The organism is Streptomyces sp. NPDC002573, from assembly GCF_042889625.1.
In the GTDB taxonomy this organism is placed as follows: domain Bacteria; phylum Actinomycetota; class Actinomycetes; order Streptomycetales; family Streptomycetaceae; genus Streptomyces; species Streptomyces gibsoniae.
The window spans coordinates 85,716-97,977 of the sequence record NZ_JBIARC010000035.1 but is presented as its reverse complement, the minus strand read 5'-3'; the positions used below and the strand labels follow the sequence as shown (position 1 = coordinate 97,977).

General features: G+C 69.7%; 12 protein-coding genes and 2 pseudogenes. 11 read left to right on the top strand and 3 right to left on the bottom strand.

Annotated elements, in window-relative coordinates; translation table 11 throughout:
• Positions 1-90: 90 nt before the first annotated feature.
• A complete protein-coding gene (locus ACFYX0_RS29090; RefSeq protein WP_388974397.1) occupies positions 91-846 on the bottom strand; it encodes a hypothetical protein in 756 nt (251 codons plus the stop codon).
• Between the two features lie 175 nt (positions 847-1,021).
• Between ACFYX0_RS29090 and ACFYX0_RS29085 the strand changes: the two genes are divergently transcribed.
• The 11 genes and pseudogenes from ACFYX0_RS29085 to ACFYX0_RS29035 all read left to right on the top strand — a co-directional run.
• Positions 1,022-2,302 (top strand): magnesium transporter MgtE N-terminal domain-containing protein, encoded by a 1,281-nt coding sequence (locus ACFYX0_RS29085; protein ID WP_388974395.1) that lies wholly within the window; start codon positions 1,022-1,024, stop codon positions 2,300-2,302.
• Positions 2,292-2,867: a DUF1003 domain-containing protein gene (locus tag ACFYX0_RS29080; protein WP_355921914.1), complete on the top strand. Its 576-nt coding sequence runs from the start codon at positions 2,292-2,294 to the stop codon at positions 2,865-2,867. Before ACFYX0_RS29085 ends, ACFYX0_RS29080 begins: the two co-directional genes overlap by 11 nt.
• A 44-nt stretch (positions 2,868-2,911) precedes the next feature.
• A complete protein-coding gene (locus tag ACFYX0_RS29075; RefSeq protein ID WP_355921917.1) occupies positions 2,912-4,045 on the top strand; it encodes an Mrp/NBP35 family ATP-binding protein in 1,134 nt (377 codons plus the stop codon).
• A 425-nt stretch (positions 4,046-4,470) separates the two neighbouring features.
• On the top strand, positions 4,471-5,937 hold the full coding sequence (locus ACFYX0_RS29070) for a SpoIIE family protein phosphatase (RefSeq protein ID WP_388974393.1): 1,467 nt from the start codon (positions 4,471-4,473) through the stop codon (positions 5,935-5,937).
• A 1,131-nt stretch (positions 5,938-7,068) separates the two neighbouring features.
• Positions 7,069-8,190: pseudogene (locus ACFYX0_RS29065) on the top strand (FtsK/SpoIIIE domain-containing protein); the annotation flags it as partial.
• 82 nt (positions 8,191-8,272) lie between these two features.
• Complete coding sequence (locus ACFYX0_RS29060) at positions 8,273-8,479, top strand: hypothetical protein (protein ID WP_388974391.1); 207 nt, start codon at positions 8,273-8,275, stop codon at positions 8,477-8,479.
• Positions 8,480-8,481: 2 nt separating this feature from the next.
• Positions 8,482-8,676: a hypothetical protein gene (locus ACFYX0_RS29055; protein WP_388974389.1), complete on the top strand. Its 195-nt coding sequence runs from the start codon at positions 8,482-8,484 to the stop codon at positions 8,674-8,676.
• Between the two features lie 75 nt (positions 8,677-8,751).
• A complete protein-coding gene (locus ACFYX0_RS29050; protein WP_388974388.1) occupies positions 8,752-9,405 on the top strand; it encodes a DUF2637 domain-containing protein in 654 nt (217 codons plus the stop codon).
• Positions 9,406-9,425: 20 nt separating this feature from the next.
• A complete protein-coding gene (locus ACFYX0_RS29045; RefSeq protein WP_388974386.1) occupies positions 9,426-9,605 on the top strand; it encodes a mobile element transfer protein in 180 nt (59 codons plus the stop codon).
• A gap of 2 nt (positions 9,606-9,607) precedes the next feature.
• Positions 9,608-9,805, top strand: a complete 198-nt coding sequence (locus tag ACFYX0_RS29040) for a helix-turn-helix transcriptional regulator (RefSeq protein ID WP_388974384.1) — start codon at positions 9,608-9,610, stop codon at positions 9,803-9,805.
• Positions 9,805-10,311, top strand: a pseudogene (locus ACFYX0_RS29035) (site-specific integrase); the annotation flags it as partial. The gene ACFYX0_RS29040 and the pseudogene ACFYX0_RS29035, both read left to right, overlap by 1 nt.
• 492 nt (positions 10,312-10,803) lie before the next feature.
• Here ACFYX0_RS29035 and ACFYX0_RS29030 read toward each other — a convergent pair.
• A complete protein-coding gene (locus ACFYX0_RS29030) occupies positions 10,804-11,463 on the bottom strand; it encodes a hypothetical protein (protein ID WP_355921920.1) in 660 nt (219 codons plus the stop codon).
• Positions 11,464-11,730: 267 nt separating this feature from the next.
• On the bottom strand, positions 11,731-12,171 hold the full coding sequence (locus ACFYX0_RS29025; RefSeq protein WP_388974382.1) for a sec-independent translocase: 441 nt from the start codon (positions 12,169-12,171) through the stop codon (positions 11,731-11,733).
• Positions 12,172-12,262: the final 91 nt, after the last annotated feature.

The window sequence follows — 12,262 nt, the reverse complement described above, 5'->3', positions numbered from 1 at the left end:
CCCACTCTCGGCTTCGCTCGAGCGGGAGGGGCCCCCACGTCGCCGCAGAGCCCGCCCTCCGGGCGGACGACGGCAGTTTGACGACAGGACCTAGGTGGACGGCAACTGCTTCCCGTAGTCCACCGTCTCCTGCTTCGACGGCTCCTGGAGCGCGAAGTCCTTCCCCCAGTCCGACAGACGCAGCGTCCCCGCGTTGCCGGCCCGCACCAGGAGCAGCGGATAGGGGGTGCCCTCCAGGGAGACGTCCAGCGTGCCGCCGGAGCCCTTGTCGCCGGTGATACGGACCGTGCGGACGCCGTTCTGCTCATGGCGGCCGTCTGTCGCGAGCGTGCCGTGCAGCGTCAGAAGCCCGTCGAGCAGTACGTCCTTGTCGGTGAATCCGCTGAAGCGCTGGTAGGCCGGATCACCGGACGGCACCTTGACGTACTTCCCGTCGAGCTTGTTCGCGGCGGCCGACGAGCCCGCGCCGCCCCCCGCGCCGCTCTCGTGGTTCCAGAACGCGGCGTCCGCCTTGAGGAACAGGTGCTCGCCCACCCGCAGCAGCCGGAACGAGCCGTTCTTGGAGGTGACCGATCCGGTGCCCCCGTCGCCCTTCAGCTGCATGTCCAGGGTGAAGGTGGCGCCGTTGCTGACCACGGTCCCCGACAGCCGCACCGTCGACGCGGACTTGGCCGCCGTACGCGTCCGGCTCTGGATCTTGTCGGGCGGCAGCTTGCCCACTCCATTGGTCCCCGCGTCCGGGTCGCCGCCACTGCATCCCGTGAGCCCCGCTCCCGTCACGACCAGCGCGCACATCGCGCTCACCAGTGCGGCCCTGCGGGTACGGCGCTGGGGGATTGCGGTCACAGGTGGGGCTGCCTCTCATGCGGAAGTCCTCATCGGCCTACCGCAGAGTACCGGTGCCCGAGGGGCCTTCCGGAGTCAGTCCGTCCGCACCTCTCGCCAGGGCGTACGACAACGGGACGGACTAGCCTGAAGCCCAGCTGAACGGACAGAACGGCAGGAACAGGAGGCGGCGGGCATGGCGGCTGGCGCCTCTCGCATCTTCGTCTCACACCTGGCCGACGTCGCCGTCTTCGACCCCAACGGCGATCAGGTGGGCCGCGTGCGCGACCTCGTCTGCATGCTGCGCGTGGGCCGACGCCCCCCGCGGCTGCTCGGGCTGGTCGTCGAACTGACCACCCGCCGCCGTATCTTCCTGCCCATGACCCGGGTGACCGGCATCGAGTCCGGCCAGGTCATCACCACCGGCGTGCTGAACGTGCGCCGCTTCGAACAGCGGCCCACCGAACGGCTGGTCTTCGGGGATCTGCTCGACCGGCGCGTCAAGCTGGTGGAGACCGACGACGAGGTCACCGTGCTCGACCTCTCCGTGCAGCAGCTGCCGGCCCGCCGTGAGTGGGAGGTCGACCGGGTCTTCGTGCGCAAGGGGAAGGGCGGGGCGTTCCGGCGCAGCAGAGGCGAGACACTGACGGTCGAGTGGTCCGCCGTCACCGGGTTCTCCCTGGAGGAGCACGGGCAGGGCGCCGAGAGCCTGCTGGCCACCTTCGAACAGCTGCGGCCCGCCGACCTCGCCAATGTGCTGCACCATCTGTCCGCCAAGCGCCGGGCCGAGGTCGCCGCGGCCCTCGACGACGACCGTCTCGCCGATGTCCTCGAACAACTGCCCGAGGACGATCAGATCGAGATCCTCGGCAAGCTCCAGAAGGAGCGCGCCGCGGACGTCCTGGAGGCGATGGACCCGGACGACGCCGCCGATCTGCTCGCCGAGCTGCCGGAGGACGAGAAGGAGCGGCTGCTGAGCCTGATGCAGCCCGACGACGCGGCCGACATGCGCCGTCTGATGGCGTACGAGGAGAAGACCGCGGGCGGTCTGATGACCACCGAGCCGATCGTGTTGCGGCCCGACGCGACCGTGGCCGACGCGCTCGCCCGGGTGCGCAATCCGGATCTGTCGCCCGCCCTGGCCGCCCAGGTGTACGTCTGCCGCCCGCCGGACGAGACGCCGACCGGCAAGTACCTGGGCACCGTGCACTTCCAGCGGCTGCTGCGCGACCCGCCGTACACCCTCGTCAGCGCCCTCGTCGACGACGATCCGCAGTCCCTGTCGCCGGATGCCGCGCTGCCGGTCGTGGCCGGGTTCTTCGCCACCTACGACATGGTCGCGGCGCCCGTGGTCGACGAGTCCGGCGCGCTGCTCGGCGTGGTGACCGTGGACGACGTACTGGACCACATGCTGCCCGAGGACTGGCGCGAGGCGGAGTTCGATCTGAGCGACGAGGGGGCCACGCATGGTTCCTGACCGCGAGAAGACGCCCGCCGGCGCGACGGCCGCCCGCGCCCGCATCCGGCTCGACCAGCCGCAGCCCCGGCGCACCCGGATGCTGCCGGAGTGGGACCCCGAGGCCTTCGGACGCATGTCGGAGCGTATCGCCCGCTTCCTCGGGACCGGGCGGTTCATCGTCTGGATGACGGTCGTGATCGCCATCTGGCTGGTCTGGAACATCACCGCCCCGCACTTCCTGCGCTTCGACCCGTACCCGTTCATCTTCCTGACCCTGATGCTGTCCCTTCAGGCCTCCTACGCCGCTCCGCTGATCCTTCTCGCACAGAACCGCCAGGACGACCGCGACCGGGTCAACCTCGAACAGGACCGCAAGCAGAACGAGCGGTCGATCGCGGACACGGAGTATCTGACCCGGGAGGTGGCCTCGCTGCGCACCGGTCTCGGCGAGGTCGCCACCCGCGACTGGATCCGCTCCGAACTGCAGGACCTGATGAGGGACCTGGAGGAGTACCGGCGTCCCGACGGGCATGGCGTATTCCCGGCGGAACGCGCGGGCGGACGTGACGTAGACGACCGCTGACGGGGCTTTCCGGGGCCCCGCCCGGGCGCCGTACCATCGTGCTTATGGCTACGGAAGACGCGGTGCGCGAGGCACTGGCGACGGTGAACGACCCCGAGATCCAGCGACCCATCACGGAACTGGGGATGGTCAAATCGGTGGGGATCGGCGCGGACGGAGCGGTCGCGGTCACCGTGTACCTCACGGTTTCCGGCTGCCCCATGCGCGACACGATCACCCAGCGCGTCACCGACGCGGTCTCCCGAGTGGACGGTGTCACCCGGGTCGACGTCACGCTCGACGTGATGAGCGACGAGCAGCGCCGTGAGCTGGCGACCGCGCTGCGCGGCGGCCAGGCCGAGCGCGAGGTCCCCTTCGCCAAGCCGGGCTCGCTCACCCGGGTGTACGCGGTGGCCTCCGGCAAGGGCGGCGTCGGCAAGTCCTCCGTGACGGTCAACCTGGCGGCGGCGATGGCGGCCGACGGACTGAAGGTCGGTGTCGTGGACGCCGACATCTACGGCCACAGCGTGCCGCGCATGCTGGGCGTGGACGGCCGTCCGACCCAGGTCGAGAACATGATCATGCCGCCCCAGGCGAACGGCGTGAAGGTCATCTCGATCGGCATGTTCACCCCGGGCAACGCGCCGGTGGTCTGGCGTGGCCCGATGCTGCACCGCGCGCTCCAGCAGTTCCTCGCGGACGTGTTCTGGGGCGACCTCGACGTGCTGCTGCTGGACCTCCCGCCGGGCACCGGCGACATCGCGATCTCGGTGGCGCAGCTGGTCCCGAACGCGGAGATCCTGGTGGTCACCACCCCGCAGCAGGCGGCCGCCGAGGTGGCGGAGCGGGCGGGCTCCATCGCCGTGCAGACCCACCAGAAGATCGTGGGCGTGGTCGAGAACATGTCCGGGCTGCCGTGCCCGCACTGCGGCGAGATGGTGGACGTCTTCGGCACGGGCGGCGGCCAGCTCGTCGCCGACGGTCTCACCCGCACCACGGGCGCCACGGTTCCGGTGCTCGGCTCCATCCCGATCGATGTCCGCCTGCGCGAGGGCGGCGACGACGGCAATCCGGTCGTCCTCACAGACCCGGAGTCCCCGGCGGGTTCGGCCCTGCGCTCGATCGCGGGCAAGCTCGGTGGCCGGCAGCGCGGCCTGTCGGGCCTGTCGCTGGGGATCACCCCGAAGAACAAGTTCTGAAATCGCACGTCTGCGATCTGCGGCTCCGTCCTTGGTCAAGCTTCTGACCAGCGGCGGAGCCGTCGACGTTTGTCAGCGTTGCGGAGCGCCAGTTTGGAAGTCTGACCCCATCCTTATCAGGTCGATCACGGGGACCGCCGACGTCGACCAACGGCCCTTGCGCCTCGGTCGATCGTCCGGGGAGGTTCGGCGTCGACCGCTGCTGTTCGCGCTTGTTGGTGTCAGCCGCTGGTGTCAGCCGCCGCACGCGATCTTGACAAGCGGGCTCTTGTCTCTGGCGACAGGAGCTGATCAAAGTCACATGCTCACGCTTCTCCGTCGGGTCGCGGACGCCATCGAGGGCCTCGACCCGAGGTTCCGGCCAGACCTGTATCGACTGGCCGCCCCACGTGAGCCCTGATACACCGGAGAGAAGGGAGGTGTGCATGCCTCGCGATCTCGTCAGGGGACTGACCGCGCTCCTTGCGGCAGTGGCCGTCCCGCTCGTCGTGTGTGTGCTCCTGCTGCCGGCCCGAGGCACCCTGTCCCACACCAACGTGGCCCTGATCTTGATGTTGGTCGTCGCGACGGTGGCCGCCCTCAGCTACCGCTGGGTCGCGGTCCTCACGGCCCTTTCCGCCGCCGTGTGGTTCGCCTTCTTCTTCACCACTCCGTACGGAAGCATCATCCGCTTCAACAGGGCGGACGAGAGCGTTACCGCAGGGCTGCTCCTCGCCGCCGGCCTTTCGGTCTCTCAACTGGCCCGCCGCTACACCCGCCGGAACGCCATCGCCACCACGCTGCAACGCAGCCTGCTGCCCCGTGTTCGGCCGGACATCAGCGCCGTCCGGGCGGCGTTCCGGTACGTGCCCGCCGAGGCCGAGGTCGGCGGGGACTGGTTCGACGTGATTCCTCTCCCGGGATTCCGCACCGCACTGGTGGTCGGGGACGTGGTCGGCCACGGCCTGCACTCCGCGGTCACCATGGGGCGGCTGCGCACCGCGGTCCTCAATTTCTCCACCCTTGACCTGCCGCCCGACGAGTTGCTGGCCCGCCTTGACGACGTGGTCATCCAGATGGATGCGGAATCGGGCGCCAATGAGGACGGGATCGTCGCGGCTACGTGCCTGTATGCGATCTACGACCCGGTCTCCCGTAGCTGCACGATGGCAAGGGCCGGTCACTATCCGCCTGCCATCGTCCATCCGGACGGCCGCGTGGAGATTGTCGACCTGCCCGCAGGGCCCCCGCTCGGTCTGGGCGGCCTGCGCTTCCAGGCCGCCGAGCGGAGGCTGGCGGAGGACACGCAGCTCGTTTTCTACACCGACGGGCTCATCCACAACCGGCACCGCGACATCGGGACCGGCCTGAAGCTGCTGTGCGACACGCTCTCCGGCGCGGGAATCGACCCGGAAGAGACGTGCGAGATGATCCTGGAGGCGGTGCTACCCGGCCGTTCAGTCGATGACGCCGCTCTCCTGGTCGCCCGAACCCGCGCGTTTCCCCGTGACCGTATCGCCGAATGGGACATCCCGGCCATTCCCGCCGTGGTGCCCGCCCTGCGCGCCGAGGTGCTCGCGAAGCTGGCCGAGTGGAACCTGGAGGAGACCGCATTCACCACCGAGCTGATCCTCAGCGAGCTGGTCACCAACGCCATCCGCTACGGGGCTCCCCCCATCCACCTGCGCCTTCTGCACGAAACCAATCTGGTGGTGGAGGTCAGCGACGGCAGCAGCACCTCCCCGCACCTGCGCTACGCAGCGGACACGGACGAAGGCGGTCGGGGGATCTACCTTGTCGCCCGGTTCGCCGAGCGGTGGGGAACCCGCTTCACCCCCACCGGGAAGATCGTCTGGGCCGAGCAGTCGGCCCCGTCGGTTCCCGTCGTCCCCGTCCTGGCCTCGGTTGCGTGACCGGGCTGGACCGCCCGAAGCCCTCCCCAGGGCCTGCTGCCCGGGCCAGCCTCCGATTCGGCGTAGCTAGTTTGGAAGATCCGGTACGCGGATGGTGGCTGACCTGGGAGACCCCTGACCTGGGCGGGAGCGCAACTGGCACTGCGGCTCCCCGTGAGTCCCCGGGAGATCCCGCCGGACCGGGCACGCAGCGGGCACGGTTGTCCTGTGATCCTCCGGGCAGGGGAGAGATAGGGGTACCCGGAAGCGTGGGGCTGCGGCCCTGACGCCGGGGAGAGCGGCAGTGTCATGATTCCTGCTTCAGTACGACCGTGTGTAGCGCGCAGGGGTGGGGCGGATGGTTTGGTGGTGTTTGTTCGGGGTCGGCGCTGTTGTGTCGGTGCTCGTGGCTGTGGGTGGAGTTGCCGCCATCAGAACGGGATGGCTACCTCGGTGGATAGGCAAGAGGACGTTCCGGCCCCGGTTGTGGGGGTACGGGGCGCTTCTGTTGTCGACGAACCTTGCTTTGCAGCTGGTGGTCTGGGTAATTCCCAGCCCGCGCGTACAAGACCTTTTTCGTGGCGCAGGATTCGTGCTGCTGCTGGTCGGATTGGGGCTGCTGCAGGCCTCGCAGCAGCCAGGGCGGACCCGCTGAGGTTCGCGGCCACTCACCACTCGCCTTGACCACTCCCTCAACCCACCACCTTCCCCCGCTCCCATCCCGTCTGCCGTCGACCCACACACCGTGGAGCGGGCGTGGTCCCTGGCGTCCAGGTGGAGCGCGCCACTGTACGAACGACTGTGAGGATTGACCGTGGCACCGCTCGGCGGCCTGACCCACCGAACGATTGACGCTTCAGGCTGTCCTTTCCAGGAATCGTCGGCCGGCCGGGCGGTGCCGCTATGCACGCGGCCGGTCGAGCGCCTGTGACTTCATAGGAGCCCGGCCAAAGGTCCCATCACAGTCTTGTTCAGCCGCCCGACTGGCCCGTGCGATCCCTCGCGCATCGCACGGAAGGACAGCAGGACCCAGCATGGCAGACCAGATCGCGGTGGTCGGCGGCGTGGACACCCACACCGACTTCCACCAGGCCGCTGTGATCGACTCCATCGGTCGCCACCTGGCCACGGCAGCGTTCCCCACCACCCCCGACGGGGACCGTGGCTCGTCGGGAGGTGCGACCGGTACCGCCGAAGGTTCGCCGGGTGCGGCCGACCATGACCGGGCTGCGGATCACGCTGCGGCTTCCGGCGGGCCTGGAACCGGCGGACGTGGCCGCCTCCTCTGAGCGGCTTCGGCACGCGTTCGGGGTGCAGTCGGTGACCGTGGCGGAGATCAAGCCGGGGTACGTCGAACTGCGGATGACCGGGTACGACGTGCTCCGCCGGGTCCGGCTGCCCCGCTCGGCCCGCCCTCGTGACCTGGTCGTCCCGGTCGCACTGCGCGAGGACGGCACGGTGTACGAGCGGGACTACCGCAAGGTCCCGATGGCTCTGACTTTGGGCGCCACTCTGTCCGGCAAGTCGGTGTATCAGCGCAACCTGGTCAAGGGCCTGGCCCAACTGCCCCTCGCCCTGGTCGGGATCGACTGCAAGCGCGGGGTGGAACAGAGTGCCTACGCGCCCCGGCTGTCGGCGCTGGCCACCGACCCGCAGACCGCCGGCCACCTGATTGACGCGCTGGTCGGCGAGATGGAAGCCCGGTTCGACCTGCTCGCCCTCCATGGCGTCTCCGACCTGTGGGCTCTGCCGGACAAGGTCCGCCCGGTGCCGCTCGTCGTCCTGATCGACGAGGTGGCAGAGCTGTTCTGGGTGACCTCGAAGAAGGAGGAGGCGGCTCGCGACCACACGGTCATGCAACTGGTCCGGCTGGGCCAGATGGCCCGCGCGGTCGGGATCTACCTGGAGGTCTGCGGGCAGCGCCTCGGCAAGGGTGCGACCGCCCTGCGTGCTCAACTCACCGGCCGTGTCGTGCACCGGGTCAATGACAAGCAGACCGCCGACATGGGCTTGGGTGACATCGCCCCGGACGCGGTCTCGGCCGTGGCCACGATCCAGCCGGACCGCCCCGGCGTCGCGGTGGCCGGCGATACCTCCGGCGGCTGGTCTCGCATCCGCACCCCCGAAACCACCCCGGAAGAGGCTGCGGCCGTCTGCCGCGAGTTCGCCCACCTGACGCCTCAGTTGCCGTTCCTGGCCCCGTTCCGGCCCGTCCTCGGCATCCCGACGCCGCAGGACGCCCCGGCCGTGGAGTCCATCCCGGCCACTTCCTGATCACTCCCGCTCCACGGTCGGCGTGACCGCCTCGCGCCAGGTCCCTACCCGAGCCATGCCTCAAGCAAGGAGATCACCCGCCATGTGCCCCGACTGCGAGGACTTCGCGCGCACCGTGGTCATGCTCGGCCAACTCGCCCTCTACGCCGACACGACCGGCGCCGACCTCGACTTCGTCGACACCATCGGCCCGTCCCTGGCCGTGTCGCTGCCGGAGCCCCCGCCCGGCCTCTTCCCGCCCGGCTACAACCCGACCGAGGGCCCGGAGTACCCCGGCGGGGAGCGGTGACCATGGCCACCGCCAAGAGGCCCACCACCCGCTGCACGTCGGCCCCGCCGAAGCCTGCGCCCGCAAAGTGCCCGGTCTGGGACGGCACGGGAGAGGTCTCCCGCACCGTCCGGGTCGGCCGCAAGCGCCGTGCCGTCGGCGAACAGTCGGGCCTGTGCCTGAACTGCCTCGGCTCCGGCGAAGCCCCCGCCGAATAGCCCCCTCTGCCGGGACCGGGCGGCCGAACCGCAGACCGCCCGCCCTGGCCCAACTTCCTGAAGGAGGTGAAGACCATGGTCCGCTCGATCCGCCCGGACGCCGTCCTGGTTCAGGCCGTGATTGCCGGGGCCCTGTCCTTCGCCCACCTGCACGACCTTGCCGCCGCAGCCGGACAGACCGGCTGGAAAGCCTGGGCCTACCCGATCTCCGTCGACCTGCTGATGGTGGCCGCATGGCGACGCCTGCGCGTTCACCGTTCCCGGCTGGCCTGGAGCTGGTTCCTCGTCGCCCTGGTCGCCTCACTCGGCGCGAACGTCGCCACCGCCGGCTTCCTCGACCTGGCCGACCCGCCCGCGCTGCTGCGGCTCCGCATCGCCGGATGGCCCGCCCTCGCATTCCTCGGCGGCACCCTGCGCGCCCACTCGCCCACCCCCGAACCCGCCCCGGCATCCGAGTCCCCGGCGCCGACGGACACTCGCGTGCCCGACCCGGTACCGGCCCCGGCCCCGGCCGACGAGCCTGAGCCGCTGCCCGCTCCGGCCCTGCCTCAGACCGCCCCGGCACCCACGACGGCCCCGGTAGTGCCGCCGGCGCTGGTCGAGCACGCCCGCAAGGTCGCCGCCGACCACCGCACCCGCACCGGCACCGGCACCGGCACCGACACCCTGCGCGCCCGCCTCGGCGTCCCTGACGACCTCGCCGGAGCCATCGCCGCCCAACTCGCCTGACACCCAAGGAGGTTCCGCCTGTGCGCCCGAACCGCTTCTACGACGTGATCCAGATCGGGCCCGTCAAGGTCGGCACCTACAACAACGGCCGCGGCCAGACCCGCCACACCGCCGCCTGCACCGCCCCGAAGTGCGGCTTCTCCACCGAGATCGCCCGCGAAGAACTACCCGCCCAGCTCGCCAACGAAAGGAACTGCTGACCATGGCCTCAGGGCTGCCGAACCGGTTCCTGACCCCTGAGGACCTGGTCGAGATGTTCGAGCTTCCCAGCGTGGCGACGGTCTACCAGTGGCGCCGGAAGCACACCGGGCCCCGCGGATTCCGGGTTGGCCGACACCTGCGATTCGACCCCAGCGACGTGCGGGCCTGGGTGGACTCGCGAATTGGGGAGGCTGCCTGATGGCCGGCCACATCCAAGACCGCTGGTACAAGACCGCGACCGGGCCGGACGGCAAGCCTGTCAGGACCAAGACCGAGCGGTATGGCACCGGTATGCGATACCGCGCCCGGTACATCGCGCCGGACGGCACAGAAAGGTCCAAGAGCTTTCCGGATCGCCGGAAACGCGAGGCTGAGCAGTGGCTAGCCAACCTAGAGGCCGACATGGCTCGCGGGACCTACATCTCACCCCGTGCCGGACAGATCACCTTTCAGCAGTTCGCTGAGGAGTGGATGAGGAGCCAGGACGCTGATCCGCTGACGCGTGAGTCCGTCGAATCCCGGTTGCGGCTGCACGCCTTCCCGCACATCGGGCAGCGGCCAATGGCGTCATTCGCTCCGTCACACATACGGTCCTGGTTGCGGACCTTGGAGGAGAACCGCCTTGCTGCCGCATATCGCAGGGTCATCTTCGCGCATGTCTCGACCGTCTTCACCGCTGCGGTGGAAGATCGAATCATCCATGAGAACCCCTGCCGCGCACGTTCGGTGAAGGCACCGCGTCTGGACCCGAAAAAGGTGGTCCCCTGGTCGTATGAACAGGTGCGCGCTGTGCGAACTGCGCTGGATGACTGCTACCGGGTGCTTGTAGACCTTGCGGCCGGTTGTGGGCTTCGCCAGGGTGAAGCCTTCGGCCTCGGCGTGGACGATGTCGACTTCGAAAACGGAACTCTGCACGTCGTGCGACAGGTGAAGCTCCTACGGTGGCGTCCGGTCTTTGCCCTGCCTAAGGGTGGCAAGGTGAGACACGTCCCTCTGCCGGATTCGGTGGCTGCGTCCTTGACAGCCCACCTGACCCGGTACCCGCCCGCAGACCCCAAACTGCCGTGGCGGACGCTGGACGGTCCGGCTGTCTCCGTACCGCTGATCTGCCGCTCTCCGGCTGGTGCGGCAATCGGCTCCCGGCTACGAGGGAGGGGGCGCCGTCACCACGACGGCGCCCCTCCCTCGTACGTCCCGTCAGACGACGTAGGCGTGGATGTCCTTGATCATCGCGAAGCCCAGTCCGTAGGCGCTCATGCCCCGGCCGTACGCCCCGACGTGCACCCCGGCCTCCGTGGTCCCGGCGAGGACCCAGCCGAACTCGGACTCCCGGTAGTGGAACGGCGTCGGCACGCCGTCCACGGGCAGGGACAGGGTGGACCAGACGGGCCCGGTCAGGTCGTCGGCGAGCACCCACGCCGTCTCGGTCTGCTGCTCCAGCCAGTCGTCCCGCAGGGTGTGGTCCAGCTGGCCGGGCCAGGTGAACGACAGCAGGCCCACACCGGCCAGCCAGGCCGCCGACGAGACCGAGGTGGCCTCCAGCAGCCCGGTGCCGTCCGCGCTGCGCCGTACGGGGTTGGCGGCGACGGTCACCACGACCGCGAACCGCTCCTTGTCGTCGGTGGCCTCGTGCCGTACCGAGGGCTCGTCGCCGTGTCCGACCGACCCGTGCTCCACGGACCCGTCGGCGGCCGTGGCCACCTGCATCAGCCAGCGCGGGCCCGTGAAGGCCTCGTCGAGGCCGTACCACGGGAACGACGCCTGCTGGTAGCCGTCGACCGTGCCCCGGGCGTAGGGGAGCCGCGCTCCGCCCTCCGCGGCGGGCGCCTGCACGCCCACCCGACTCGTCGTCTCCATCTGCCCGGACGCCTCCTCGCTCTCGTCGGACCCGAGCGGCCCGCCCCCCACGGGCGTCCTTGCTCCCAAAAACGGTCCGCACAACAACTGGGCAGCATAGCCACCGCGGTCGGAAGCACAGCGAAACGCCCGGCGCATACGGCCTCTTGGACGTCGCAATACGGCCGCACGCGCGCCGAAGGGCGTATGGCCTACGTCACGTTCCGGCCATGTCCGAGCACGTCTGCGCGGGCGGTCTGCCGACCGCCCGCGGATGTCGTGAAGGGCTCAGGTTGCGTCCGCGTCGAACGGCGGGCGCTCGTCGGGGCCCGGCTTCTCGGGCTTCTTCGTCATGTCGACGGCACCGCCGGCGGCCGCGGAGGACGTGCCGGACGACGACTCGGACTCACGGCCCTGCACCGCGTCCGTGACCTCGGCCATCTCCTGCTTCAGGTCGAAGCCGTTGCGGATCTCCTTGAGCCCCAGATGGTCGTTGTCCAGCTGCTTGCGGATGAACGTCTTGGGGTTGAGGTCCTCGAACTCGAAGTCCTTGAACTCGGGGCCCAGCTCGTTGCGGATGTCCTGCTTGGCGCTCTCCGAGAACTCCCGGATCTTCCGGATCGTGCGCGTGACGTCCTGGATCATCTTCGGGAGCTTGTCCGGACCGAACACGAGCACGGCGAGGACGACGAGCGTCAGCAGCTCGAGTGGTCCTATGTCATTGAACACCTGAAGCTCCTCGCGAGGTCCTCGGTCCGCGGCCCTAGGTGGTGGGGCGGGTCTTCCGTGGTCCGGGCCGAATCCACGGTACCCGGCGATC